At 68.8% G+C, this 26,527-nt stretch carries 25 protein-coding genes; 8 read left to right on the plus strand and 17 right to left on the minus strand.

All coding sequences use genetic code 11. The features are described from left to right. Positions 1-26 precede the first annotated feature (26 nt). A complete protein-coding gene (locus tag ACFORO_RS17115) occupies positions 27-1,256 on the minus strand; it encodes a DUF445 domain-containing protein (RefSeq protein WP_377871134.1) in 1,230 nt (409 codons plus the stop codon). A gap of 130 nt (positions 1,257-1,386) precedes the next feature. Here ACFORO_RS17115 and ACFORO_RS17120 point away from each other — a divergent pair, with 130 nt between their 5' ends. Continuing rightward, positions 1,387-3,066, plus strand: coding sequence for a hypothetical protein (locus ACFORO_RS17120; protein ID WP_377871133.1), 1,680 nt, complete (start codon positions 1,387-1,389; stop codon positions 3,064-3,066). Between the two features lie 185 nt (positions 3,067-3,251). Here the strand turns inward: ACFORO_RS17120 and ACFORO_RS17125 are convergent, their stop codons facing one another. Beyond that, complete coding sequence (locus tag ACFORO_RS17125; protein WP_377896582.1) at positions 3,252-3,419, minus strand: hypothetical protein; 168 nt, start codon at positions 3,417-3,419, stop codon at positions 3,252-3,254. Positions 3,420-3,672: 253 nt separating this feature from the next. On the opposite strand from ACFORO_RS17125, the gene ACFORO_RS17130 reads away from it, so the two are divergent. Next, the gene (locus ACFORO_RS17130; protein ID WP_377871132.1) at positions 3,673-4,143 is read left to right on the plus strand and encodes a hypothetical protein; all 471 of its coding nucleotides are present in this window, start codon (positions 3,673-3,675) and stop codon (positions 4,141-4,143) included. A 106-nt stretch (positions 4,144-4,249) separates the two neighbouring features. On the opposite strand, the gene ACFORO_RS17135 is transcribed toward ACFORO_RS17130, so the two are convergent. The 4 genes from ACFORO_RS17135 to ACFORO_RS17150 form a co-directional block, all read right to left on the minus strand. Continuing rightward, positions 4,250-5,689: an FGGY-family carbohydrate kinase gene (locus ACFORO_RS17135; RefSeq protein ID WP_377871131.1), complete on the minus strand. Its 1,440-nt coding sequence runs from the start codon at positions 5,687-5,689 to the stop codon at positions 4,250-4,252. After that, positions 5,686-7,017 (minus strand): MFS transporter, encoded by a 1,332-nt coding sequence (locus ACFORO_RS17140; protein ID WP_377871129.1) that lies wholly within the window; start codon positions 7,015-7,017, stop codon positions 5,686-5,688. The genes ACFORO_RS17135 and ACFORO_RS17140 overlap by 4 nt, the downstream gene beginning before the upstream one ends. Before the next feature lie 76 nt (positions 7,018-7,093). Next, a complete protein-coding gene (locus tag ACFORO_RS17145; protein WP_354739785.1) occupies positions 7,094-7,888 on the minus strand; it encodes a DeoR/GlpR family DNA-binding transcription regulator in 795 nt (264 codons plus the stop codon). Positions 7,889-7,895: 7 nt separating this feature from the next. Then, a complete protein-coding gene (locus ACFORO_RS17150) occupies positions 7,896-8,507 on the minus strand; it encodes a histidine phosphatase family protein (protein WP_377871128.1) in 612 nt (203 codons plus the stop codon). Positions 8,508-8,611: 104 nt separating this feature from the next. Here ACFORO_RS17150 and ACFORO_RS17155 point away from each other — a divergent pair, with 104 nt between their 5' ends. The 6 genes from ACFORO_RS17155 to ACFORO_RS17180 are packed head-to-tail and all read left to right on the plus strand — an operon-like array spanning position 8,612 to position 14,629. Further along, entirely contained in the window at positions 8,612-9,295 is a 684-nt protein-coding gene (locus tag ACFORO_RS17155) for an HAD family hydrolase (RefSeq protein ID WP_354739789.1), read from the plus strand. Between the two features lie 3 nt (positions 9,296-9,298). Further along, complete coding sequence (locus tag ACFORO_RS17160; protein WP_377871127.1) at positions 9,299-10,984, plus strand: dihydroxyacetone kinase family protein; 1,686 nt, start codon at positions 9,299-9,301, stop codon at positions 10,982-10,984. Next, a complete protein-coding gene (locus ACFORO_RS17165; protein ID WP_377871126.1) occupies positions 10,984-11,439 on the plus strand; it encodes a ribose-5-phosphate isomerase in 456 nt (151 codons plus the stop codon). The genes ACFORO_RS17160 and ACFORO_RS17165 overlap by 1 nt, the downstream gene beginning before the upstream one ends. Before the next feature lie 53 nt (positions 11,440-11,492). Next, positions 11,493-12,533, plus strand: coding sequence for a 2-hydroxyacid dehydrogenase (locus ACFORO_RS17170; RefSeq protein WP_377871125.1), 1,041 nt, complete (start codon positions 11,493-11,495; stop codon positions 12,531-12,533). Then, positions 12,530-13,978, plus strand: coding sequence for an FGGY family carbohydrate kinase (locus tag ACFORO_RS17175; protein ID WP_377871124.1), 1,449 nt, complete (start codon positions 12,530-12,532; stop codon positions 13,976-13,978). The genes ACFORO_RS17170 and ACFORO_RS17175 overlap by 4 nt, the downstream gene beginning before the upstream one ends. Further along, complete coding sequence (locus ACFORO_RS17180) at positions 13,979-14,629, plus strand: class II aldolase/adducin family protein (RefSeq protein WP_377871123.1); 651 nt, start codon at positions 13,979-13,981, stop codon at positions 14,627-14,629. Between the two features lie 4 nt (positions 14,630-14,633). On the opposite strand, the gene ACFORO_RS17185 is transcribed toward ACFORO_RS17180, so the two are convergent. The 11 genes from ACFORO_RS17185 to ACFORO_RS17235 form a co-directional block, all read right to left on the minus strand. Then, positions 14,634-15,449: a hypothetical protein gene (locus ACFORO_RS17185; protein WP_377896583.1), complete on the minus strand. Its 816-nt coding sequence runs from the start codon at positions 15,447-15,449 to the stop codon at positions 14,634-14,636. A gap of 36 nt (positions 15,450-15,485) precedes the next feature. After that, positions 15,486-15,851, minus strand: a complete 366-nt coding sequence (locus ACFORO_RS17190; RefSeq protein WP_354739803.1) for a hypothetical protein — start codon at positions 15,849-15,851, stop codon at positions 15,486-15,488. Between the two features lie 279 nt (positions 15,852-16,130). After that, positions 16,131-17,564: an MBOAT family O-acyltransferase gene (locus ACFORO_RS17195; protein ID WP_354739805.1), complete on the minus strand. Its 1,434-nt coding sequence runs from the start codon at positions 17,562-17,564 to the stop codon at positions 16,131-16,133. A 247-nt stretch (positions 17,565-17,811) separates the two neighbouring features. Further along, on the minus strand, positions 17,812-18,483 hold the full coding sequence (locus ACFORO_RS17200) for a TetR/AcrR family transcriptional regulator (protein WP_377871121.1): 672 nt from the start codon (positions 18,481-18,483) through the stop codon (positions 17,812-17,814). Positions 18,484-18,519: 36 nt separating this feature from the next. After that, on the minus strand, positions 18,520-19,476 hold the full coding sequence (rlmB, locus tag ACFORO_RS17205) for a 23S rRNA (guanosine(2251)-2'-O)-methyltransferase RlmB (RefSeq protein WP_354739809.1): 957 nt from the start codon (positions 19,474-19,476) through the stop codon (positions 18,520-18,522). Positions 19,477-19,507: 31 nt separating this feature from the next. Next, positions 19,508-20,893, minus strand: coding sequence for a cysteine--tRNA ligase (cysS, locus tag ACFORO_RS17210; RefSeq protein ID WP_377871120.1), 1,386 nt, complete (start codon positions 20,891-20,893; stop codon positions 19,508-19,510). Between the two features lie 43 nt (positions 20,894-20,936). Then, the gene (locus tag ACFORO_RS17215) at positions 20,937-21,623 is read right to left on the minus strand and encodes an HAD family hydrolase (RefSeq protein ID WP_377871119.1); all 687 of its coding nucleotides are present in this window, start codon (positions 21,621-21,623) and stop codon (positions 20,937-20,939) included. 55 nt (positions 21,624-21,678) lie between these two features. Further along, entirely contained in the window at positions 21,679-23,151 is a 1,473-nt protein-coding gene (locus ACFORO_RS17220; protein WP_354739815.1) for an ABC transporter substrate-binding protein, read from the minus strand. Further along, positions 23,148-25,145, minus strand: a complete 1,998-nt coding sequence (locus ACFORO_RS17225) for a hypothetical protein (RefSeq protein ID WP_377871118.1) — start codon at positions 25,143-25,145, stop codon at positions 23,148-23,150. The genes ACFORO_RS17220 and ACFORO_RS17225 overlap by 4 nt, the downstream gene beginning before the upstream one ends. 203 nt (positions 25,146-25,348) lie before the next feature. After that, the gene (gene ispF / locus ACFORO_RS17230) at positions 25,349-25,813 is read right to left on the minus strand and encodes a 2-C-methyl-D-erythritol 2,4-cyclodiphosphate synthase (protein ID WP_377871185.1); all 465 of its coding nucleotides are present in this window, start codon (positions 25,811-25,813) and stop codon (positions 25,349-25,351) included. 5 nt (positions 25,814-25,818) lie between these two features. Beyond that, positions 25,819-26,475 carry an IspD/TarI family cytidylyltransferase gene (locus tag ACFORO_RS17235; protein ID WP_377871117.1) on the minus strand — a complete coding sequence of 219 codons (657 nt, stop codon included), beginning with the start codon at positions 26,473-26,475 and terminating at the stop codon, positions 25,819-25,821. Positions 26,476-26,527 lie beyond the last annotated feature (52 nt).

Raw genomic sequence — 26,527 nt, forward strand, 5'->3', positions numbered from 1 at the left:
TGCCTACGGAACGGTAACCCGCGCGTTCAGTGGAGCAGGAGCAGGACCTGCAGTTCGCCGACGAGACCGCCGATCACCGCGCCGACCGCGATCAGCTTCCATTCGTCCTGTTTGAACGCCGGCCGGAGAATGCCCTCGAACTCCAGCGGAGTCAGCTGCTGCATCTTCTCGACGATGGTGTTGCGGACGTCGAGTGCGTCGGTCGCATAACTCTCGACATGCTTCACGGTCTCCGGCAGATACGCGATGGCCTTCTCCGCGGCGGCCTGCTTCATCTGCTGGTACTCGCGCCCGCCGACAGCCAGCGCGACCAGCGGTTTCGCCAGCCCAGCCTGCGCGTCGACGGTTCGCTGGACTTCCCGCGTGACGAGCGCGAACAACTTGTCCGCCCGCGGCCCGGTCAGCACGGCCTCCAGCACATTGCCCGCGGTGAGGACTTCCTCCGCGATCAACGCACCGTAATCCGCGGCGACCTGAGCGCGGCGTTTTTGGAACATTCCCTGCCAGGTGAAGAACAAGAACCGGCGCGGCTGACGCGGGTAGAAGATCATTTTGAGCGCGAGCCAGTCCGTGACGAAGCCCGTGACGAAACCGAAAATCGGCATGATCACCGGTTGTTTCGTGAGCGCCCACGCGATGAGCTGGACGAGCCCGATGACGAATCCGAACCCGATCCCGCTGCGCGCGATGAACCGGAACTCGGGCGCGGCGACCTCGCGGATCAACCGGCAGGTGAGCGATTTGTCCCGGACCATGGCGTTGATCAGCATGTCGTTGACGTCGAGAACTTCGTCCACATTGGCCGACACTTCCCGCATCAGCCGCTTCACGACCTCGGGTGCCTGCGCGCGGACGCGGTCCACCAGCACCTGCTGCGCGCGAGCGGGCAGCATTTCCCACAGCCGCGGCTGATAGGTCTCGAAGACCTCGCGGGTGACCTCGTCGACCGCCTTCAGCAGCGGTTCTTCCAGCTGCGCGACCATTTCCTCGGGATCGAGCCGAGCGAAGACCTCACGCGGGTCGAGAAGATTCTTGGTCAGGAGGTCGACCGCCGTGGTCGCCATTCGCCGAGAGTTGGCCGGGATGACGCCCTGCCAGCCGAGGAAGGGCCGGATGCCGCGGAACTCGAGCGGCCGGAACATCATCTCGATCGCGACGCGTTTGGTCAGGTAGCCGATGAGTGCCGCGATGAACGGCATGGTCGCGTACACGTGCCAGTGCGCGGCCAGGTCCGCGGCGATGGCTGAAAGGTCCATGCGTCTGCCCCGTTCGCCCGCGCGGTAGGTCGAGGGGACAGGATGCCATGCGTGACGTCGGGTTTCGCGCTTCGTAATACAGCCGTTTGGCGGTACGTGCCTCGGGTGCCCCGATCACTAAGGTAGCCCGATGGTCGCGCCCGAAAAGCCGCAGCACCCCGCCTTTGCTGTTACCCGCAAGGGTTACGACCCCCACCAGGTCGACGCCCGCATCGCCCAGCTGACCAGCGAGCTGAACACGACCTCCCACGGCCGCGACGAGGCGGTGGCGACCGCGGGCGAGCTCACGAAGGCGCTGACGACAGCCCAGTCGGAGCTGTCCGAGGCGAAGGCCGCGCTAGTCCGGGTCACCTCGAGCCCGGCCGGTGCGGGCGCGATCTCCGAGCGCGTGCGGATGATGGTGCAGTTGGCCGAGGAGGAGATCGCCGACCTCCGCCGCTCAGCGGAAGCAGACGCGACCTCAACGCGCGGCGAAGCGGACCGCTATGCGCACGAAACCCAACGGGCAACGGACAAAGCGGCTAAGGAAGCGGAAGCGGAACGCCAGCAATTGCTGACGGAGACCCACGCCGACCTGGCCGCGCGCTCGGAGGCTCTGGACGCCCGGGTCGCCGCCGCGGAGAAGGACTTGGCCGCGCGGCAGGCGGACCTTGAGTCGCGGATTGCTGCTGCGGAAGCGGATATCGCCACTCGCACCGTCGCCGCGGATGAGGAGATCGCGGCTCGCCTGGCGGATCTGGAAGCGCGGCTCAAGGCGGGCAACGAAGATATCGCGACGCGCCTGGCAGCGGCCGACGAGGACATCACCACCCGTACGGCTGCGGCCGATTCGGACATTGCCACTCGCACGGCTGCGGCTGATTCGGATATCACCACCCGTACTGCTGCGGCTGATTCGGATATTGCCTCCCGGACCGCGGCAGCTAATGAGGACATCGCCACCCGGACCGCCGCGGCCGATGCGGAGATCGCGTCCCGCACCGAGGCCGCCGACCGCGCTCGCGCCGAAGCCGACGAACTCTCCGCAACCGCCCGAGCCGAGGCAGACCAGTCCTCCGCAGCGGCCCGCGCCGAAGCAGACCAAGCGGCGTTGGCAGCCCGCACTCAGACCGACGAAGCCGCAGCCGAAGCCCGAGCCAAGGCCGACGCCGAATCCCAGCACGCCCGCCTGGCCGCGGACGCCGAAGCCCGCCGAATCCGCGACGAGAAGGATGCGGAAGCCCTCCGCGTCCGCACCGAAGCCGACGAAGCAGCCGCCCAAGCCCGCGCCGAGGCCGATGCCGCCGCCGAAGCCGCTCGCGTTGCCGCCGACGAAGAATCGGCTCGAGTCCGCGCCGAAACCGACGCCGCCGCCGAAGCCGAAGCCGTCAAAGTCCGAGCCGAAGCCGACCGTCGGGCGTCGGAAGAGATCGCAGTCAAGAAGACACAGGCCGAGACCGCGCTCGCCGACGCCTTCCAGAAGCAGACCGAAGCCACCGAGTCGCGCACCCTTGCCCTGGACCTGCGGACAAAGGTCGCCGACCGGATCGCTGCCACTAACGAGGCCGTCCAGGAGGCATTGCGCTTTCTCGGTACGCAGGAAGAGGAAGCGGCGCCTGCGGAGCCTCCGCAGGCTTCATCCGACGCGCCTTCGCCGAGTGACTCACCCGCCCTGCCCCAGCCGACCCCGCGCCCAGCCGCATCCGCCACTCCGGACGCCCCGGCGGCCGCGGACTCGCAGCAAGCCGCCAAACCCGCAGACCCGCCCGCCCCTCGGACCGGCAACGGCAATGGCCGTCGCCCCGGCCGCCCTCGCGCGGGCCGTTCCTGACTTACCCAGCCGACCCCGGACGCACCGGCGGCCGTTGGCCCGCAGCAACTGCCAAACTTGCTGAACCGCTGGCCTCTTGCAGCGGCAATGGCCGTGGCCCGGGTTGCCGTCCCGCAGGCTGTTCCTGACCTATCTCCAGTTGACTCCGCGCCCCGTCGTATCCGCCAGCCTCTCGCACCGCACTGTCAACCGGCCGCTCGCGCGCGGGCCGTTCCTGACCCGCCCTGCTGCCCTGATTCCTGCGACACTCCGACCACCAGCGCTGCTTGGCCTGCGACGGTGCCAGGGTTGAGGGCGTAATCGGTCGAATCGACGTCGGCGGCGGACACCGGGCCGGTAATTCCCGCGCGCACGAACTCCTCTGGCGGTTCTGATCATGCTGGTGCCCGCGAAAGTGCGGGCCTCGCAGTGAATTCCATGGTCGGGCGGGACAGCCGGATAGATCGCGTCGAGGGAGATGAGAGGCCAGCACCACCAGGCAAACTGCGGCCGGTTCGGTCGCGGCGGCCCTCGCGGCGAATCTCATGGCCGGAACCGGACAGCACGGTGGATCGAGCCACGGGGAATGAGAGGCTCGCAGCTACCCGAGATCGTCAGGAGTTCCGGATGTCCGTTCCCCCGGGTTTCCCCGCGCCGACTCCCGCGTCGGTCCAACGCCGGGCGAACTTTCCGGCCGGGGCGGTCGCGGCTGCCCTCGCTGGTTGCACGGCGATCGCGCTGGTGTGGTTCGTCTTCGCGAACGTGCTGATCGGCGGCCCGGTTGGCGAGTGGTCGGGCATGGTGTGGGTGAACGTCGTGTGCGGTCTGATCTCTGCGTTCGCCGTGGTCGTGCCAGCCGGCTTCCTGCTCGCGCGGCACGTCTGGGCGGCTTGGACCCTGTTCGGGCTGTGCCTGCTGTACGTGGTGGTGGTTGTGGCCGTGCCGATGCCGGCGGGCACGAGTTTCGGCGCGCACCTCGACTTCGTGCTCGGCTTCCACAAGAACAATGGGGTAGCGATCGGTCTGGCCACGATCTTCGCGTTCCTTACCGCGATCGCCGCGCTCGTCTCCGCGACGGTGCGGCCGCCGCGCCGCTGACCCGGTAGTGGAAAGCCAACCCCGGCGCACACCTTTTCTCGGTCGCTGCCCATCTCGCAAAGGCTGACTAGGTACCGGGCTTTGCCTCGCAACTACCCCAGTCGCATCACCCCGCCGCCACGGTGAACAGTTCCTCGTCAATCCAGCCGCGGTCCCGCAGCTCTCGGCAAAACCGTTGGTACGAAGCCAACATCGCCGCTTTCTCACGCGGATCCGGCTCGACGAGTGACCCCACCGGCATCCCCTCGCACACCGCGCTCAGCCCGCCCGGCGTGCACCCTGCCGCCGCAAGGAGTGCCGCGCCGTAGCCCGTTTCTGCCTGCGGTGCCACTTGCAGTCCAAGCCCGCTCACGGTGGCCCGGATCTGAGTCCACAAAGGACTCTTGCTGCCGCCGCCCGCAGCGAGGAGCGGTTCGCGGACCGGGACACCCAGTCGTCGCAGGTGATCCAGTGCTAGTCGTTCCAGGAAGGCGACTCCTTCCAGCCGAGCCCGGTGCAGTTCGGCCTCGTCGGTCGGAGTGCCTAGGACGAAGCCTTCCGCATCGCCGCGCGCGAAGGGGAAACGTTCTCCCTTGCGTCGCAATGGGAACGCCACCACCTCGGCTGGTCCGCGAGCCGCAGCGGCCGTATCCAGCTCGGCCAAGCGTGGACTGTCCGAAACGGACTCGCCGCCGGTGTTCGACGCGCCGCCTGGCAACCACCAGCCGTCTGGATGCCGATGGCTGTACATGACGCCGGTGGGGTCCGGCATCAATGATTCTGTGACGCCTTTCAGGACATAAGTGGTCCCAAGAATCCCTACGAACCGTCCCGGTTCGACCGCGCCTGCGGCCAGCTGTCCCGCGCATCCGTCCGTCATGCCTGCCACCACGAGGCATCCGGCGGGCAACCCGGCTGTCGGCAACGAAATCTCGCCGAGCACGGTTGTCGGTGCGACCACCGGTGGCAGCATTCCGTCTGGCACGCCCAATCCGGCGAACACCTCGGACGGCCATTCCTCAGCCAGCGGATCGTAGCCGCTTTTGAGCGCGTGCGACCAATCCGCCGCGACCGGATGTCCGGTCAGTTTTTCCGCGATCATTTCCGGCGTGTGCCGGACGGCCGCCGCCTCGGTGTGCTCGGCCAGCCACGCGATCCGGCCGAGGGCCGCGGTCGGCGAGACTCCTGAACCCAGTGCCCGCCACCGGTTGGCGCCTAGTTCTACGGCTTTCGCGTTGTAGTCCGCGCCGCGCCGGTCGTCGTACATCAACGCGGGCGTAACCGGTTCGCCCGCGGCATCGACGCCGACGATCGTTCCGGACGTCGCCGCGATCGCCACCGCCGAGACTTCCGCGCCGCGCTCGGGCAGCGCGGCAGTGACCTCGTTCAGCACCGAACAGACCGCGGGCCACCACGCCGCCGGATCCTGTTCGCTGCGGCCGCCGCCCGCGCGCACCGGTGCCGGCAGCGACGCCGATGCGGTGGCGAGGACCGAGCCGCCGCGCACCGCGAAGGCACGAACCCCCGCGGTGGCGACGTCGATGCCGACCGAGACCTGCTCGTTCACGCCGTGCTGACCCTTTCTTCGACATCCTGCAGGCTGCCGTCGCTAGCGAGCGCTTTCTCGGTTTCCTCAGGCAGTTTCAGGAATCGCACCAGCACCGCGGCTACCAGGTACAGCGCGGCGAAGATGATGACCACCCCAGCGGCACCGGCCGGTCCGAGGAACAGCGACACGATCGCCGGACCAACGAACGCTGCCGCACCCGCGCCGAGGTTCAACAGCGCCATCGCGCCGCCCTTGTGTTCCGGGGCCAGCGAAGGCAGCAGTGCGGAGATCGGCACGAACCCGGCGAGCGTCGCGCCGTAGAGGGCGCCGACGATCAGCGCGAGCCAGTAGTACTGCGCGCCCATCGCGACCGGCACGAAGTACAGCAGCAGGATCGAGATCGCGCAGCCGATCGCGCCGAACCAGAAAATCGTGGTGCGCCAGCCGATCCGGTCGCTCAGCACGCCGAAGATCAGGTTGAAGAAGATGTTCGTCCCGTAGATCACCGACACCAGCAGCAGCCAGCGGCTCTCCCCGAACCCGATCTGGGAGATGAAGATCGTCGGGAAGAACACCAGCATGCCGAATTCGGGCGCGGTGTTGATGACCCGCACGATCATGCCGACGCCGACCCGCGGTTTCTTCCACGCGATCGAGACACTGGAAACCAGGCTCTGCACCGGTTTCACGTCAGGCGGCGCGAGCCTGCGGTATCCCGTGCGCTGCCGGACGCCGAGCACCGCTACGAGTCCGCCGATGCCGAGCAGCACGACCGCTACCCACAGCGTGCCGTAGTGGCCGAACAGCGGGTTGGTGAAGCTCGCGACGAGCGCGCCGAGCGTGGGGAGGCCGCCGGTGAAGGCGAAGTAGAACCAGCCGACTGCCGCGCCGAGCCGCGCGACCGGAGCCACCGCGGTGATCCACACCAGGAAGCCGAACGCGAACATCGGATAGCCGAATCCGCGGATGCCGTAGCAGATCAGCATGGCCGCGTAGTTTCCGCTGGCGAGGCCGAGCGTCAGGAACAGCGCGTCGAACACCAGCCAGATGACCAGGCCGATGATCATCACCCGCCGCGGCCCCCACAGTTCGGACAGCGCGCCCGAAAGCCACGACGCCAGCATCACGGCGATGCCGTACACGGTGATCACATACGACGCTTTGATTTCCGTGCCCGCGCCGTTGTCCGCCATGTACGGCGCGATGAAGCCGGACTCCACTCCGTCGCCGATCATGAACAGGAGCAGACCGACATACCCGAGGAACAGGGGCGCGGGCAGCCCCCATTTCGTGAGCAAGCGCCCGAAGCCCGACTTGGGCAACTCCGCTGTTGCCGACTCGTTCATACACGCCTCCATGACGTCGAGATCAAACGTATCATGGACTGTGTGAACTTAGCACGCAAGAGTGTTATGAAGTCGATCAGTTGTCGGGATGTTCGGCGACCTGCACCTCGACCCGGCTGCGCAGCTCGTCGACGTAGTGCGGATCGGCCTCCTCGTCCACGATCAGCAGGTCGTAGTCGTCCAGCGGGGCGAGCCGGTGCAGTGCCGTGCGCTTCATCTTGCTGTGGTCCATCAGCAGCACCTTGTGCCGCGCGGCGGCCAGCATGGCCCGCTTGATCATCACGATCTCGGGCTCCTGGTGGAAGCTCATCGACGTGCTCATCGCCGAGGTCGACACGAACGCGATGTCCACCGAGAGCCGCTCGATCGACTCGATGCTCTGCATGCCGAGGAACGAGTCGTGGGTGGGCGAGTAGTCGCCGCCGATGCAGATCAGCCGCAGCTCGTGGACGTTCTTGAGGACGTCGATCGCGGCGAGGTAGTTCGTGGCCACGGTCAGCGGGGTCACGTCGACCAGCAGCCGGGCCAGCGCGAGCGCGCTCGTGGAATCGTCGAGCAGCACCGACATGCCGGGCTCGACCTGCTCCACCGCGTGCATCGCGATCAGCCGTTTGGCGTCGACGTGCGCGTTCATCCGGTATTCGGCGTTGCTCTCGAACACTGTCGACGGCATCGCCGAGACCCCGCCGCGGTACTTGCGGACCAGGCCGCGCCTGGACAGCTCGTCGATGTCCCGGTGCACCGTCATCATGCTGACGCCCAGCAGGTCGACGAGCTCGCCGATGGTCGCCGAACCCCGCTGGAACACGTGCTCGGTCAGCCGCTGCTGGCGGTTCTCGCGGGGGTGTCCGGCAGGCTTTTCGCTCGACATGCCGTGATTATCGCGGTTCCACTGGGAGGTTGAAGCGCACCAGGGCAGTTCGGTCACCGCTCACCTCCAGTTCGGTGACGGCCGCGTTGTCCAGCCGGGGAAACACGCCGCGGTAGCGGGACAGCGGGATGCCGAGCAGCTGGCAAAGCGTGAGCCGCAGCAGCGTGTTGTGGGCGACGACCAGTGCAGTTCCGCTGGTCGCGGCGGCAATCGCCCGGATCGCGCGCGCCCCGCGCTCGGCCGCTTCGGCCGGATCGTCGGCGCCGGGGAACGCGCCGGCGATCGGGTCGGCGAGGAAGTGTTCGACCGCCTCGGGGTCGGTCCGGCGCACCTCGTCGCGGGTGTGGCCCTCGGCGATCCCGAAATAGGTTTCCCGCAGGTCGGGGACGATTTCCGGGACCAGTCCAAGCGCCTCGGCCGCCGGTTCGATCGTGCGCCGGGCACGTCGTTGCGGCGAGCAGAACAGCCCGTCCGGTTTCACCCGGCGGGCGTACGCGGCCAGCGCGCCGGCCTGGCGGATCCCCTCCTCGGTCAGCGCTACCTCGCTGGTGCCCGCGTAGCGGTTCTCCGCGTGCCATTCGGTCTGCCCGTGCCTGGCCAGCAGCAGCCGTGCGCCCACTCGTGCCCTCCTTGTGTGTGAACACCCTTGCGAACTTCTCATCTCCGCTGTTAACTTAACATTGCTCGTGTGAAACGGGCTCGCTCTCTGAAGGGATCTGGTGGATGACGCTCGACGCGGTGGTGTTCGACCTCGACGGTGTCCTGGTGGAAAGTGAACACCTCTGGGAGGAGAACTGGGTCGCTTTCGCCGCTCGCCACCAGGTCGAGTGGACGGCGGAGGACACGGCCTCGGTACAAGGCATGAGCGCGCCCGAATGGGCCGGCTATCTCGCCCGCCGGTGCGGGGTGCCGGACCAGGCGGACGAGGTGGAACGCGCGGTGGTCGACGGCATGATCGCCTCGATCGACGCGGGAGAAGCGCCGCTGCTGCCCGGCGCGGGTGCGATGGTGCGCGAGGTCAGCGAGCGGGTCCCGGTCGCGCTCGCGTCGTCAGCCGCCCGCCGGGTGATCGACGCGGTGCTGGAGAAACACCAGCTCACCGGCGAGTTCACCGCGACGGTGTCCAGCGCCGAGGTCGCGCGGGGCAAGCCGAACCCGGACGTGTACCTGGAGGCGGCGGCCCGGCTCGGCAAAGCGGGCAGCGAGTGCCTCGGGGTCGAGGACTCCAGCAACGGCATCCGGGCGGCGGCCGCGGCCGGGCTCACCGTGATCGCGCTGCCCAACCCGACGTACCCGCCGAAGCCGGACGCGCTGGAGCTGGCCAGCGCGGTGGCGGCGAGCAATGACGACGTCCGACTGAAGCTCCTGGCTTATCTGGCCGGCGAGCCGGTGGCTGCGAAGGACTGAACCATGACCACCTTGGGTTCCCCGGACACGTTCAAGCGGCAGTGGCTGGACGGGTTCGTCACCGCGTACGGCCGCACGGTACAGAAGGTGCCGGATGCCTACGGCGTCGTTCGCCGCGAGGCTCCGACGAGCCCGAAGGTCGCGGTTGTGATCGGCGGCGGTTGCGGGCACTACCCCGCGTTCGCCGGTCTCGTCGGTCCTGGCCTGGCGGACGGCGCGGTGGTCGGAGACGTGTTCACGAGCCCGAGCGCCGAGCAGGTCTACCGCACGGCGCGGGCGGCGGACAACGGCGCCGGCGTCCTCTTCGGTTTCGGCAATTACCAAGGCGACGTGCTCCACTTCGGACTCGCCGCCCGCAGGCTGGCGGCGGAAGGCATTCCGAGCCGCACCATCCTGGTCACCGACGACATCGCGAGCGGCCCGGCGACCGAACCGGAGCGTCGGCGCGGCGTGGCGGGCGACTTCCTGGTCTTCAAGATCGCGGGCGCGGCGGCCGAGCGCGGTTACAGCCTTGAGGCAGTGCACGAGGTCGCGGCGAAAGCGAACGCTCGCACGCGGACGTTCGGCGTCGCGTTCGGCGGCTGCACGCTGCCCGGTGCGGACGCGCCTCTGTTCACCGTCGCGGACCGGGAAATGGAGCTGGGTCTCGGCATTCACGGTGAACCAGGCGTGCGCACGGTGGGCCGGTTGTCCGCGGCGGAGCTGGCGGACGAGCTGGTCGACGGCCTCCTGCCGGAGCTGCCCGAGGGTGACGGCCGGGTGGTCGTGCTGGTGAACGGGCTCGGCCGCACCAAATACGAGGAAATGTTCGTCACCTACACCCGCGTGCACGAACGGCTCGCCCAAGCCGGGATCAGCCCCGTGCACTCCGAGGTCGGGGAGTTCGTCACGTCGCTCGACATGGCCGGGGTTTCGCTGTCGATCCTGGTGCTGGACGACGAATTGGCCGAGTTGTACGCCGCGCCGTGCGACACCCCGGGCTATCGCACCAGCGGTGCCGAGCTGACCACGGTCGAGCTTGAGTCCACAGTGGACGAATTGCTGACCGAGGAGGCTCCGGGGACCAGCGTTGTCGACCGGGTCCTCACCGCGGCTTTGCGCAGCATCGAGGAGAACGAAGCCGAGCTGGGCAGGCTCGACGCGGTGGCCGCGGACGGAGACCACGGGCTCGGCATGACTCGCGGAATGCGCGCCGCCGTCGCCGCCGCTCGGCGCGAGCCGGACACGGTTTCCGGTGCGTTGCTGGCCGCCGGCACCGCGTTCGCCGATGCGGCTGGCGGTGCCTCGGGCGCGTTGTACGGCGTGCTGCTGGCGGAAACCGGAGCCGGTCTGAGCGGCGTGGCCGCCGCGGACATCACCACGGTGATGCTCGCTGACGCGGTCGACGGTGCGGTTCGGGCGTTCTGCGAGCTGGGCAAGGCCGAACCGGGCGACAAGACGATGCTCGACGCGATCGAGCCGTTCCGGGCCACGCTGCGAGAGCAGGCGGGCTCGGAAGCAGTGCAGGCATGGCGGAAGGCCGCTGGAGCCGCGGTTGTGGCCGCGCAGGAGACCGCGCACTTGCGTCCGGCGAAGGGACGCGCTGCGCGGCTCGCGCAACGGAGCGAGGGTCATTCGGACCCGGGTGCGGTGTCGTTCTCGCTGCTGGTCACGGCTGTCGGCGAGGAGCTGGAAAGGAGCGCTGACTGATGCGCATCGTGGTGGCGGCGGACAACGCCGGGGTCGAACTGAAGAATCAGCTGCGCGACCTGCTGCGGGCCGACGAACGGGTCGCCGAGGTGACCGACCTCGGCGTGCCGGACGCGGCGGACGACCGGGCGTACCCGTTGCTGGGGCTGGCCGCGGCGGAAGCGATCGCCCGCGGCGAGGCAGACCGCGGCGTCCTCGTCTGCGGCACCGGCATCGGCATGGCGATTTCGGCGAACAAGGTTCCCGGCGTGCGGGCGACGGTCGCGCACGATTCGTACTCCGCCGAGCGGTCGATCAAATCGAACGACTGCCAGGTGATCACCTTCGGAGCCCGCGCGATCGGTCCTGAGGTGGCGAAGAAGATCGTGGCCGAATGGGTCGGATACCGCTTCGATCCGGCGTCGGCCAGCGCGACCAAGGTCGCGCACATCACCGAGTACGAGAACGCCCACTGACCAAGGCGTCCGCCGTGGCGCACAATCGGCACAGAGCGAGTGAGGGAGCAGAGTTGCACATTCTCGCTGCGGGAGACCACTTCGTCAGCCCCGGCCTGCTGGCCGGAGCCGTCCGCGCGGAACTCGGCGGCGACCACGAGGTCGCCGAGCTGACGCTGCCGTGGCCGGTCGAGCCGTTCGGGCCGGTCGGCAACGTGCTGGAGGCCAGCGGTACCGAAGACCAGGTGATCGAGGCACTCGCCGGTGCCGAGGCCGTCGTCACGCAGATGGCTCCGTTCACCAAGAAGGTCTTCGCCGCCGCGCCGGCGCTCAAGCTCGTGTCGGTGTGCCGGGGAGGGCCGGTGAACGTCGACCTCGCTGCCGCCGCTGAGGCGGGTGTCGCCGTCACCTACGCGCCGGGACGCAACGCGGGTGCGGCGGCCGAGTTCGCCGTCGGCATGATCCTCGCCGCGATGCGGCGGATCTCGACGTCCTCGGCCGAACTGCTCGCCGGCACCTGGCGCGGCGACTACTACGCCTACGACCAGGCCGGGCTCGAGCTGGGCGGCACCACCGTCGGCCTCGTCGGGTACGGCGCGATCGGGTCCCGGGTCACCAAGGTGCTCGTCGCGTTCGGGGCGAACGTCCTGGTGGCTGACCCCTACGCCGGCCGCGCCGCGGTCGAGGCCGATGGCGCACAGCTTGTCGAGCTGGACGAGTTGCTCCGGCAGAGCCGCGTCGTGAGCCTGCACGCACGGCTCACCGAGGAAACCCGGCACCTCATCAACGCGAGCAAACTCGACCTGCTGCCGGAGGGCGCGGTCCTCGTGAACACCGCCCGCGGCGGCCTGCTCGACTACGCGCCGCTGCCCGAGGCTCTGCGTTCCGGTCGGCTCGGCGCGCTCGCGCTGGACGTCTACGACGTCGAGCCGCCGCCTGCGGACTGGGCGCTGCGCGACGCGCCCAACGTGATCGCGACCCCGCACCTCGCCGGCGCGAGCAGGCAGACCGCAGAGCGGGCGGCCGCGATCGTCGCCGCGGAGGTCGGCCGGTACGCGCGCGGCGAGCAGCTCGCCAACCTCGCGAATCCCGAGGTGCTGGAGCGACGGCCGTGATTGTCGGGGTCGACATCGGGACGTCGCTCACCAAGGCCGTGGTGTTCGACGAGGACGGCAGCTCCATCGCGAGCGCGTGCACGCCGTCCGAGGTGCGCCACCTTCCGGGCGGCCGGGTCGAGCAGGACCTCGACCAGGTCGTCGGCACGGTCGCGACGGTGGTGCGCGAGGTCGCGGCCGCGCTGCCCGAGCCAGTGTCCGCGTTGGCGTTGACCGGACAGGGCGACGGCCTGTGGCTCCGCGACGAGACGGGTGCCGCGGTGCACCCGGCCATCTCGTGGCTCGACGGCCGGGCGAACACAGTGCTCGCGAAATGGCAGGCCGACGGCGTGACCGCGGAAGTCTTCCGCCGCACCGGTTCCGGCATGTTCCCCGGCTGCACCGCGGCCATCATGTCCTATTTGGACACTCATGAGCCCGAGGTGCTCGACCGTGCCGCCGTGGCCGGATACTGCGTGGACGCGGTGCTGCAGCGGCTCACCGGAGAGATCACGGTCGACGTTTCGGATGCGTCGCTGCCGTTCTTGAACCCGGCCACCCGCAGCTACGACGACGGGGCGATCGAGGCCTGCGGTCTGGGACATCGTCGTTCGTTGTTCGCGAAACCCGCCCCGGCGAAGTCGGTGTTCCGGCTCGACCGGCGCGGTGCCGAATTGCTCGGGCTGCCAGTAGGACTGCCAGTCACCGCAGGACCTTTCGACCTCCCAGCCAGCGCAATCGGCGCTGGCGTACGGAAACCGGGCGACGGCATTCTCACCGCCGGGACCACGCTCGCTTGCCAGGTGCTCACCGCAGATCCCGCTTTCGACCCTGAAGCGGAACCGGCGGGCATGTTCCTGTGCACGCCCGACGAGCACGAGTACCTGCACGCGATGCCAGCGATGGTCGGTACGGCAGGCATCGATTGGGCCTGCGAGCTGCTGGGCATCAGCGTCGAGGAAATCGACCCGCTGCTGGCGAGCAGCAGTCCCGGCGCTCGCGGGGTGCGCGCCCTGCCGTTCCTCTCGGTATCCGGCGAACGCGCGCCATTCGTCGACGCCGGAGCTCGCGCGCAATTCTCTGGGCTGAGCCTGGAAACCGGCCGGGCCGACCTGGTGCGGGCGCTCTGCGAGTCGATCGCTTACGCCGCACGGCATTGCTTTGAAGCCGCCGGCCTGTCGGGACAGCTCTACGCCTGCGGCGGAGGAGTCCGCTCGCCCGAATGGCTGCGGATTTTCGCCGATGTGCTCGGCCGTCCGGTCGTGATCCCGAGCGATCCCGGCGTCGGCGCCCGCGGTGCCGTGCTCACCGCCGCGGACGCGCTGGGAACGCCGTACGATCGGGATCGCTGGGCCGCGAACTCGCGAACGGTCGAGGCCCGGCCCGAAAATGTGGCTGATTACGAGCGCGGTTACGCCGACTACCAGGCTTCCCTGTCTGCCGCGCGCGGACTGTGGAGGCTGTGAATGATCCTGGAGAACGAGCGTGCCGTCGTGTGCGAGTACGCCCGCCGCCTGACCGCGGACGGCTTGGTCGTCGGCACGTCAGGCAACGTGTCGGCGCGAGCTGGCGACCTGGTCGCGGTAACCCCGACCGGTGTTGACTACGCCGCCCTCACACCCGCCGACATCCCCGTGGTGGACCTCGACGGCAACCCCGCGGACGGCACCCTGAAGCCGACGAGCGAACTTCCGATGCACTTGGCGGTGTACACCCGGGCCGTCGATCCGGAGTCCGCCCCGGTGAACGCGGTGGTGCACACGCATTCGGTGCACGCCACCGCAGTGTCCACTTTGGTCACCGAAGTCCCGCCGATCCACTACATGCTCGCGGCAATCGGCCCCACGGCTCGCGTGGCTCCGTACTCGACCTACGGCACCACCGAGCTTGCCGATGCCATGCTGGCGGCCTTGGCCGATCGTCGAGGCTGCCTCCTGGCGAACCACGGCACGATCACTTACGGAGACTCGTTGTCGAGTGCGTATAGCCGTGCCCAGCAATTGGAATGGGTCTGCCAGGTGTGGCTGCTGGCTCGCTCAGCCGGTAGCCCGGGTTTGTTGCCGCCAGCGGAAATCGAGCATGTGGTGGAGAAACTGAAGGGATACGGCCAACGCTGATTGATCAGTGCGAGGGCGGCGGCCCGCCCTGGCCGCCTTGGCCCGGCGGATACCCGGGCTGGGGTGGATACCCGGGCTGGGGCGGATAGTCAGGTTGTGGTGCAGCTGGTGCTGCCGGGTAGCCGTTCTGCGGCAAGGGATTCCCCGGCCCGGGCGGCGGCATCGGGTACCCAGTCTGAGCAGGAGCCCAGGGCTGCGGTGAGGATCCGGGTTGCGCAGGAAACCCAGACTGCGCAGGAAACCCAGACTGCACAGGAACTCCGGGCTGCGGGGGAACTCCGGGCTGTGCGGGAATCCCGGGCTGACCCGGATACGTAATGCCCGGCTGAGGCGCGTACCCAGCTTGCGGGACCTGCCCGGCGTATCCCTGCGGCGGGTACTGCGCTGCTGTCCAAGCCGCCGGACCGTAGCCCGTTCCGGCGGGTTGCGCGCCCGGAAGAAGCTTGGCGACCGGAGGCAGCAGCAGCGCGATCGCCGTCAGTCCGGCGACGACAGCCGCAATGCCCGTCTGAAGTTCCACGACGGCAAGCACGTGCCGCGAGAGCAAACGCGACAGCGAAACAATGGCCACCACCGCTTGTACAACCGCGGGAACGACGAGAAAACGCGCCGGGCGCAGACCTCGCGTCGCGAGCAATGCCGCTCCAGGCAACACCGCGATACTCAGCACAGCCAACAGCGGATGCACGTAACTGCCGCTGTCCCAACCATGGTTGATCATGGTCGCGGCTTCGGCCCACAGCACGACTATTTCGCTGAGTCCGAGCACTCCGGCGGGCACCAGAGCGAGGTTCCGCGCCTGTTTGGTTGGTCCGGGCATGCCGGGATAACCCATACTTCCCCCTCCGTCGTCCTCTTACGGTAGCGGCACGAGCGCCCCCATGCCTGCCCGTGCGAACTGCGTAGCCAACCGTTGCGGCAACGGATTCGGGTACAAAATGATCGACGCGAACGGCGACGGCGTGTAACCGGCCCCGCCGTTGCTCTGCAGGTGCACGCTGACGTGCACGTTGCGGTCAGCGGGAACCTCGAACGACACCGCGCCCCAGGAAACGACGTACTGCCGACCGTCGATCCCCGCGAACGGGATGTAGGCGCCGGCGTGGAAAATATGCGTGGAAATATCGATCGTGAGCAACCGGCGCGGCCCGTCATGCGGGTCGACGTACGGGATCACGTTCGGAGTGGAAGCCAAATCTGGCGGCTCGGTCGGGTCGGTCATCGTTCCGGGCCTTCCGGTAGGCAACGGACGAATCTTACCCTCGGCGCAGGGATCCGGGAGCGTCTTCCGGCGGCGGGCGCGTACAGCCAACGGCCAAGAGTTCGCAGAAAGTCCTGGTATCGCTGCAGTGCCAGCCCGAAGTCCCCGACTTCGCTGAACTTCGGGGCTTTCGCAGGAGTTCCGGAATAACCCAGTGCGCACTGCGCCCGGCGGCTTACGCGGCATTTCCCCTTGAGGCCGAAAGCATGTCTGCCACCAGTGTCCCGCAGTGCGGCGAGATTAGAACTGGTAGTACAGGAACGGGCTGAAAGTCCCCGTAGCCACCAGGATCGCCGCGTAGATCAGGCCGACCGTCATGACCCCGATCCGCAGCGCCGTCGCGCCGCGGCTTCGGGAGGATTCCAGCAGCGGGCCGGTCACCGGGTGCGCCGGGAGGATGAACACGATCAGCGCCAGTAGCAGGATCACCAGCCGCTGGTTCGTCAGCGCGCTTTCCACGACGTCGCCGAGGCCGCCGAAGTCGGGGATCAGCATGTGGCCGATCATCGACAGGGCGTGGCCGAGGTCGGCTGAGCGGAAGAAGACCCAGCCGAACACCACGAGGATCAGCGTCAGCACCCGGCGGGCGATGCGGGCGACCGGGCTGGCCGGGGAGTCGCCGAGGTTGAAGCGGCGTTCGATGACCAAGAGCGCGCCGTGGTAGCAGCCCCAGATCAGGAACGTCCATTGCGCGCCGTGCCAGAAACCCGTCAGCACGAAGACGATCGACAGGTTCCGGTACGTCTTTCCGGCGCCGGAACGGTTCCCGCCCAGCGGGATGTAGACGTAGTCGCGGAACCAGCGCGACAGCGACATGTGCCAGCGGCGCCAGAACTCCGTGATCGTCACCGACGAGTACGGGCGGGCGAAGTTCTCCGGCAGCCGGAAGCCGAGCATGCGGCCGAGGCCGATCGCCATGTCCGAGTAGCCGGAGAAGTCGAAGAACAGCTGCAGGGTGTAGCCGATCGCGCCGAGCCAGGCCGTCGTGAACGTCATCTGGTTCGCCGGGGTCGAGAAGCAGGCTTCGACCATCGGGCTGAGCGAGTCGGCGATGATCGACTTCTTGCACAGGCCCAGCGCGAACCTCGGGAAGCCCGCGGCGATGTCGTCCAGCCGGTGCGAACGCCGCTGCGGAAGCTGGTCGGCGATCTCCCGGTACCGCACGATGGGACCCGCCACGAGCTGCGGGAACATCGCGATGTACGCGGCGAATGACACCGGGTTGCGCAGCGCGTGCCGTTCGCCGCGGTAGATGTCCACCACGTACGAGATGTGGTGGAAGGTGTAGAAGGAAATGCCGATCGGCACCACGATGTTCGCGACGCCCAGGTCGCCGCCGAACCAGTGCGCGACGGCCGCGATCTGCTGCGTCGCGAAACCGGCGTACTTCCAGATGACGAGCACGAGCACGTCGAGGGTGATGACGCCGATCAGGATCCGCTTCCGGCGCTTGCCGCGGACGTCCCACGGGCTGGGCTCCAGCGCCGGCCCGGCCAGGAAGTTCACCGCCATGCAGAGCAGCAGCAGGAACAGGTACGGGCCGGCGCCGATCGTGTAGAACAGCAGGCTCGCGACCGCGACGATGCCGTTGCGCCAGCTGCGCGGGCACGCCAGGACCGCGATCAGCACCGCGGGCATGAAGTACCACAAGAACAGCGGCGAAACGAACGACATCGGTGACGGACCCCCTCGGTTCCGGAGGAGACCTTAGCCCGAGCGGGTGGCCCCGCGGGGCGATGCCCGACGGATCACAGCACGAATCACGCAGGGTGACGGATTTGGGAGGGTTCTGCCGCTCGCGGTGGGGAAGGGCGGGGGACGCGAGCGTTCTGGCGGAGGCGACGACGGCAAGGCTCGTCGGGGAGTTGCCTGCGGCGGAGATCCGAAACAGCAGCTCTCGCGAACCAATTCCAGCCCGGGCTCAGTCGGTGATCCGGCCCAACCACTCGCCCATCAAAGCCTTCTCCGCCGCACTCAACCCCGACACCTGCGGCAACACCGCCCGCAACGCCATCGCCGCCGCGGCGGGTCCAGGAGTCCGGGACACCGGCCGATCCGTGCTGATCGCCGCGATCACCGCTTCCCGAGCCGCGACCGACACCGCCAGGTCGCGGGAATCCGGCGGAGTACCGATCAGGCTCAACGTCGCCCCAGACCCGGCGGCATGGATCAACGCAGCGGCGAGCGGCTCGGGCACTCGGAGCCGTCCGGCCGAGGCGATGCGGCTGACTCGCGCCCCGAGGATCTCCAGCGACTTCTCCAAAGCTGGAGAGGGGCCGGGACGGGTAGTCATCAGTAGGTACAACGCAGGATTGGCCAGGCCGAATTCCAGGTGCTGGTCCCAGCCCCGCCGCAAGTCCTCCAGTGGGTCCTCGGCGGGGGGCTGGGCCGTTTTCGCTTCCAGATAGTCGGCATAGCCCTGGACGGTGATGGCGTCCAGCAGGCCGTCCTTGTCGCCGAACAACCGATAGATCGTCGGCGGCTGGACGCCTGCCGCGGAGCTCACCGCGCGGGTCGACACCGCGTCCGGGCCGCCGGTGGACAGCAGGTCCAGGGCGGCGGCGATGATGCGGGCGCGGGCGTCGTCGGGCATGTTATCGACGATAACAGGCCGGTGATTCCAGTGAAATCAGACGCGTCCGGCGATCCGGCGGCGGCGGGCCACCTCGGCCAGCAGCACGCCGGCGGCGACCGAGGCGTTCAGCGATTCCACACCGGCGGCCATCGGGATCGACACCGTCGCGTCACAGGTCTCGCGCACCAGCCGGGAGAGGCCGCGGCCCTCCGAACCGAGCACGATGACCAGCGGGTCCGCAGCCAGGTCTAGCGCGTCGATGTCGACCGTGCCGTCAGCGTCGAGGCCGACGATCATCAGGCCCTTCGAAGCCCACGCGCGCAGCTGGCGGGTGAGGTTCGTGGCGACCGCGATCGGCAGCTTCGCCGCGGTACCGGCGCTGGTACGCCACGCGACCGCGGTCATTCCGGCGCTGCGACGCTCCGGCAGCAGCACGCCCTGCGCACCGAACGCCGCGGCGGACCGGATCACCGCGCCGAGGTTGCGCGGGTCGGTGACGCCGTCGAGCGCGACGAACAGCGGGGTGTTGCCCGAGTCGCGCGCGGCCTGCATCAGGTCGTCCGGGTGCGCGTACTCGAACGGCGGCACCTGCAGGCCGAGACCCTGGTGCATCGCGCGGTTGGTCTTGCGGTCCAGCTCCTCGCGCGGGATCTCCAGGATCGAGATGCCCTTGTCGCCCGCGAGCCGGACGGCCTCGTTGACCCGGTCGTCGATGTCGATGTTGAGCGCGACGTACAGCGCCGTGCCCGGCACGTCCGCGCGCAGCGCCTCGACGACCGGGTTGCGGCCGGCGATCAGCTCCGGCCGGTCGGCCTTCTTCTGCCGGGCCTGGTCACGCTTGGTGGCGGCGTTGGCAGCGCGGTACGCCTTGTGCCCGGGCCGGTCCTCGGCCTTCGGGGTCGGGCCCTTGCCCTCGAGCGCCTTGCGCCGCTGCCCGCCCGAACCGACGACGGCACCCTTCTTGGTGCCGGTCTTGCGGATGGCACCTTTGCGCTGTGAGTTGCCTGCCATGAATCCTCAATCTCTGCTGCCGCGAAGGAAGTCAGGAGTTCCTGACTGTCCATTGCGGACCGTTCGGGGTGTCTTCCACCGCGATCCCCGCCGCCACGAGACGGTCGCGGGCGGCGTCCGCGCGGGCGAAGTCCTTCGCCGCACGGGCCTCCTGGCGTTCGGCCAGAAGGGCTTCCACGAGCGTGCCCAGCGCGTCGCGGACGGGAGTGTCCGAGCCGCCGTCCGCCCAGTCCGGCGACAGCGGGTCGATGCCGAGCACGCCGGTCATCCCGCGGACCGTGCCGGCCAATTCGAGTGCCTTCGTGGTGTCGCCGCCGTCGAGGGCGGCGTTACCGTCGCGGACCGTGTTGTGCACCACGGCGAACGCGGCGGGCGTCGCCAGGTCGTCGTCCATCGCCGCGGCGAATTCCGAAGAGACCGGGCCGACGTCCACCGGGCCGGCCGACTCCGCCCGGCGCAGGAACGCCTCGATCCGCCGGTAGCCCTGCGCGGCTTCGGAAACCGCGCCCTCGGAGTACTCCACCGTGGACCGGTAGTGCGGCTGCACCAGGTAGTAGCGCAGTTCGGGCGCACGGTAGCGCTCCAGCATCGCCGGGATCGCGACCGTGTTGCCCAGCGACTTCGACATCTTCTCGCCGGACATGGTCACCCACGCGTTGTGCAGCCAGTACCGGGCGAACCCGTCGCCGGCCGCGTTCGACTGCGCGCGCTCGTTCTCGTGGTGCGGGAACACCAGGTCGACGCCGCCGCCGTGGATGTCGAACTCGGCGCCGAGGTAGGTGGTCGCCATCGCCGAGCACTCCAGGTGCCAGCCGGGCCGCCCGTCGCCCCACGGCGTCGGCCACGACGGCTCGCCCGGCTTCGCGCTCTTCCACAGCGTGAAGTCGCGCGAATCACGCTTCCCGCGGGTGGGCGTCTCGCCCTGCTGAACCTCGTCGAGCTGCTGTCCGGAGAGCGTGCCGTACTCCGGGAACGACTTCACCGAGAAGTACACGTCGCCGTCGACGGCGTACGCGTGCCCGGCTTCGATCAGCCGCTCCATCAGCTGGACCATCTGCGTGACGTGCCCGGTCGCGCGCGGCGTGGCCGACGGCGGAAGGCAGCCGAGATCCTCGTACGCCTTCTCGAACGCCCGCTCGTGCGTCGCCGCCCATTCCCACCAGGGCCGTCCGGCGTCGGCGGCCTTGGTGAGGATCTTGTCGTCGATGTCGGTGACGTTGCGGACCAGCAGCACGTCCAGTCCACTGTGGAGCAGCCAGCGGCGGAGCACGTCGTAATTCAGCATGCCGCGGACGTGCCCGATATGCGGTACTCCCTGCACGGTGGCCCCGCACACGTAGATCGACGCCGTTCCGCTGCGGACGGGAGAGAACTCCCGGGGGGCACGGGTCGCGGTGTCGTACAGGTGCAAAGCCACGAGGTAAAGGGTACCGGCAGCACTGTGGGAGACGTCGCAGACGTCAGAGCACGCCGTGCTCCCGCAACACGCCTAGCAGCGCGTCCGGCCGCTGCGCGGTGGGCAGCGGGTCGACCAGGGCGAACTGGCAGCCCAGCGCCCGGGCGCCGCCGTCGGCCTCCTCGCTGTCTCCGACCATCAGCGTCTCCTCGGCGCGGACGCCCAGCCGCTCGATCGCCGCCTGGAAGATCTCCGGCTCCGGTTTCACGGCTCCGACCTCGAAGGACAGGGTGAACTCGGAGACGTGGGCGTCCCAGCCGCGCTGGCCGAACGCCGGCCGGATGTCGAACGCGATGTTGCTCAGCACGCCCGCCTTGCGCCCGCTGCTCGCGACCGCCTTCAGCGCGGCTTCGGTGTCCGGGTACGGCGTCCACTGGTCGGGCGCGATGAGCTGGGCGTACAGCGCCTCGGCCTGGTCGCGCCGGGGCACGCCGGACAGTCGCAGGACCTCCAGGTACACCTTCCGGTGCAGCTGCGGGTCGCGGTCGCGGTTGTGCCAGGCGTGCAGGTGCTCCTCGTCCAGTTCGACGGACTGCTCGACCGGCGCGGTCATCCGCCGCATCAGCTCGGTCTGGGCTTCGACGTCGAGCGCCGAACCGTCGTCGTCGCGTACGTCGTCGAGCCAGCCGTCCTGCTGCTCAAGCCGGAAAAGAGTGCCGGAGAAATCGAACAACACCGCGTTGATGGCCACGCGCCAACCCTATCGGGCGTTCCGGGTGCGCTGCCGCCCGTTTGTGGCCCCCAGCTCATCCGGTCGGGACGTACAGCTCCACGAACTCCGGCGTCGCGTCGAGCCGGACCTTCAGGATCGGCACCGCCTTGTTCACCGGGTCGCCGCGGTCGTCGAACGAGATCATCCCGCTCGCTCCCGGTACCGCGGACTGTCCGTGCAGCCGGTTCCTGGCCTGCAGCACGTCCTGCGCGGTGACCTGCTCCGGGGACACCCGCGGGATCCCCCGGATGGCCCAGACCACGGTCAGCACCGCGTCGTGCGCCAGGATCGCGATGCCGTCGTCCAGCCGTTCCCGGGGGAAGACCGCCGTGAAGCAGCCGTCGCACCCTGGTTCTTCGAAGCTCGCGACGGCCGCCTTGTTGAACGACTCCGGGTGGTCGCGCCAGGCCTGCGGGTGCGCGAGCCCGGGCGCGAGGACGGTGACGTTCGCCTGGAGACCGCGGCGCATCTCCGGACCGGGCGGGCCGACCTGGGCGAGGTCGCCGGTCAGCACGGTCAGGTGCTTCTCGAGGCACGGCCGCTGGGCGAGTTGCGCGACGAACGACTTCAGGTGGTCCTCGCGGCCGGCGAAGTAGACGACGTCCGGGTTGTCGCCGCAGATGTTGGGCATCATCTGCAGGAACGTGTTCTCGATCCCGGGCAGGCTGGAGTCGTAGGACTCGGTGCGCCCGACGATCCGGTGCGTGGCGTCGGCGAACGTCTTGGTGAACGCCGTGGCCAGCGTCTTCGGGTACAGGTCGTCGGGGTTCTGGTCCTGCACGACGGTGGCGGTGTGCGCGGTCGGCTTCACGTAGCCGGCCATCGAACTGCCGTAGGTCGAACTGGTCGGGGACACCCGCAGGAAGCCGGGGATCTGCGAGAACTCGTCGGCGGCCAGATGCGACGCGACGACCGGGACGCGGTGGTCGGACAGCTTCTGGATGGCGCTGCGCGCGGTGTCGAGGCTCAGCCCGATCCCGGTCACGCCCACGATCCGGTCCGCCCCGGTGCGGCCGATCAGGTCGTCGACCACCGGCTCCCACTGTTTGAGCTGGCTGCCGGGGTTCGCGAGCAGCAGCCGGATGAGCGGCACGCTGCCCCACGACTGCGTTTTGTTGGCCCGGTGCTGCGCGACATACGCCCCTTCGAGCTGATGCCGCACCCATTCGCGGGAGAGAATGTCGTGGTCGGTGAGCGTCATCGGCAGGAGCACCGCGATGGTCACGTACGGTTTGCCGGAGCCGACGGTTTCGGTATTTTCCTGATGAATTCTGTTTTCCACATCCGCAAGGTCGGGAGAGAACACGAATTCGCCGTCAGTCGTGCCGATGCATTCGGAATTCTCACCGCGCTCCTCGACGCCGGTGCCGCAGGTGCGATTCGCCTCGCTGATCGCCGGGACCACGACGAACGCCGCGACGACGATGACCACGACCAGCAGCACCGCGCCGCCGCCCCACAGCCACTTCGCCCACGTCGGCCGCGGCGGCTTGATCCGTTGCGTCATCGGTAGCGCTCCGCTCGCTCGTGCAGCAGCATCGATCCTCGTCCCCGGCCTTGGGCCAGATGGTGGAATCCGCTCTCGATCGTGGCGTTGAGGGTGCCGCCCGGGTCACCGAGCGGATCGCGTGCCAGCCACAGCGAAGCGACCAGCCACGCCACGGTGGTCTCCAGTTCGCCTTCCCATTCCCCGACGTGCTGCTGCACCTGGGTGTACGGATCCGCGTTCTCCACCAGGCGGTTGGGCGCGGCGGTGATCGTGTCCAGTTCGGCGAGCCACGCTTCCGCGGTCGGCACGTCGAACTCGGCGTGTGCCGCGGCGAGCGGCTTGCACAGGTGCGTGACCACCGCCTCGACGTTTTCGAGCGCCAGATCGTGGTAGCGCGCGGCGGCGACCCGGCCGTTCTTCTCGTAGAAATCGCGGCAGCGCGTGTGCACCTTCTCCCAGTTCAACGGGTGATCGTCGGCGCGCGTGGCCAGCTTCCGCAGCAGCAACCGGCGCAGCCACGGGTGCAGGACGTAGCGCGACGGGTCGTCCGGATCCGCCCGCAGCCACAGCTGGTCGGCGAGCTGCTTGAACAGCGGTCCCTCGCCCATCGGATTGCGCAGATCGAGAATTTCCTTGTGGAACAGCATTTCCACGTCGACCGCGGCGCTCGCGGTGACGAGTTCCTGGCGGCTCGCGGTCGAAAAGTCCTGCAGCAGGTAGTCGCACATCTCGGCGAGCAAAGTGGAATCGCTGCCGTCTTCCGCGGTTACCTTGGTGTACAAGGCTTCCCGCAACGTGTTCGGGTTGGCCGGTTCGTAGCGCGCGGCGACAGTGTGCAGCACCTCCCGCACCGCGCCGGGATGTCCGTCGGTGAGCCGGGACAGGAACCGCGGCAGCCGCGACGTCGGATGCACGTCGTGCGCGGCGGCGACATCGACGACGTCGCCGCTGGAAAGCGTGCCGAGTTCCAGCAGGTACCACGGGGACCAGCGGTTGCCCGGCTGGCCGGGGATCCAATCGGTCTCCACGTGCGCGGGCAGCCGCGGCACCGGCCATTCCAGACCGCTCGTCCGATGCTCGGGGTTCCGGCGGATTTCCCGGTCGCTGCCGGGATGCGCGGTGACCATCGACCAGCTTTCGCCCCAGTCCGGATTCCACGTCCGGCTCGTCGCGATCACCACGAGCGGATCCGCCTCGTCGGGTGTGTGCCTGCGCGATTCGGCGAGCGCGCGCAGGAAGTCCTGTCCGCCCTTCGTGTGCGCGTTGTCCAGCAATACCAGGCAATTCATCGTCCGGCGGGTGCCGGAGAGACCGGAGTACGCGCGGCGCAGGTCGGCGAGGAACGCGTCGCAGATGATCGCGTCGACCGCCGCCCGGTCGTCCTCGTCGCCGTGCGCGTGCTTGGCGATCTCGATCAGGAAGTCCTGGTGGTTGCCGTGCCCGGTCGGCATGGCCTTGACCTTGCCCATCAGCCGCCGCCGGTCGTACCAGCTGAGCCCGCGCAGCAGCAGTTCGGTCGCCTCGTTCCAGCCAGGGAGGCTGTTGCCGGAGGTGACGCCGCCAACGAGCTTGACGACGTCCACGATCGCGTCGCGATTGCGTTCCAGCGGCTGGTTTTTCCCGATCAGGTCCCGGAGCTTGCGCAGCGCGGCCCTGCGGTCGCCGAGTTCCACCGGCGCGCTGAGCACGAGCATGCATAGCCACAGCCGGGGAAACGCGATACGGCCGAATTGCCGCCATTGCCTCCCCAGATCAAACGCCAAGTGGCCCAGCAGTTCTCGGGGTTGAATCTGCTCCCAGTCGCGCCGCTCGAAATCGACGAGCGCGTGCGGGATGTCCTCGCATCGGGTGCGCAATTCCTCCAGCAGCGCCGACTTCCCGGAGCCGCGCACGCCTAGCGCCACCGCGATCGGCAGTGGTCTGCTCTGTCCTCCCGGACGGCTCAGCAGTTCTTCGACCAGCCTTCCGGTGATCGAACGTACTCCGGACAATCGATGCGCATCGACGGGCATCGTCCCCCTTTGGCCCGGGCGGCCCCGCTCCCTGCCGCCGCAAACGTCGCGAAATAACTATAATGAGCCGCGGGTACGAGCGCAGAAGTTAGCGGAGATCTTTGCCCGATCGACGAAGATCGTTCTACCGGGCCGTGTTGTTCTCGCTGGTCAAGTATCGGCAAAAATGGAATATCACGATTTCCCGCGCGAGCGCATTTCGCTCAGCCGCGCACCAGCAGCGCGGTCGCGACCGCCGCGATGCCCTCGCCGCGGCCGGTGAGGCCGAGCCCGTCCGACGTCGTTCCCGAGACGCTCACCGGTCCGCCGATCGCGTCGCTCAGCACCTGCTGCGCCTCGTCGCGCCGTTTCCCGATCCGCGGGTGGTTCCCGATGACCTGGACGGTCGCGTTGGCTACCTGCCAGCCCTCCGCCCGCAGCAACGTACGCACCTCGACGAGCATGTCGGTGCCGTGCGCGCCGTCCATGCGCGGATCGCCGGTGCCGAATACCGCCCCGAGGTCGCCGAGACCGGCGGCGGACAGCAGGGCGTCGCACAGGGCGTGTGCCGCGACGTCGCCGTCCGAGTGGCCCGCACAGCCGTCGACTCCGGGCCACCGCAAGCCGGCCATCCAGCATTCCCGGCCCGGCTCGACCGGATGGACGTCGACGCCGTTGCCTACCCGCAGATCGGTCACAGGGGATCCTCTCGGTCCCCGCCCGCGACGAGCGCCTCGGCGAGGGTCAGTTCGAAGGCGCTCGCGACGCGCATCGCGTCCGGGTCGCCGGGGACGGTGGCGGCGCCCGCGGTGTCGGCGAGGCCGGGGTCGGCGGAATCGGCGAGTGCGGAGCGGAATGCGGAAAGGGAAAAACCAACCGGGGTTTGCGCGCTGCGGAGACCGTCGCGATCCACCGTGGCGGTGACGATTCCGTTCTCGTCAGTGGTTTTCACCGTGTCGGACATCGGCAGCACCGGCACCGCGACGGGCGCGCCGTCCCGGACCGCGGCCAGGACCTGCCGGACCGTCCGTTGTGGAGTGAACGCCCGCAGCGCGTCGTGCACCAGCACGACGGCGTTGGGGGAAAGAATGGGCTCGACGGCGGCGAATGCCTGCCGGAGCGATTCACCGGGAACGACCCGGCAATCGAGGCCGCGCACAGCCTCGGAAAACGACTTCGCACACCGCTCGGGGGCTGCGGCGACAACCAGATCGATCTCCGGTGTGCCGAGCAGCCCCCGCACGGTGTGCGTGAGTAGTGCTGCACCACCGACCGCCGTGAGCGCGAGCTCGGGATCGGCCGGACGGTGCGCGACAGTCACGAACGCGACACTGAGCACCTGTGGGTTCATCAGGTCGTGATCGTAGGGAACCGGTTGCCTCGGCGGCGAACCGGAGGACCCG

The sequence above is a fragment of the Amycolatopsis halotolerans genome (assembly GCF_042647905.1).
GTDB classification, from domain to species: Bacteria; Actinomycetota; Actinomycetes; order Mycobacteriales; family Pseudonocardiaceae; genus Amycolatopsis; species Amycolatopsis halotolerans.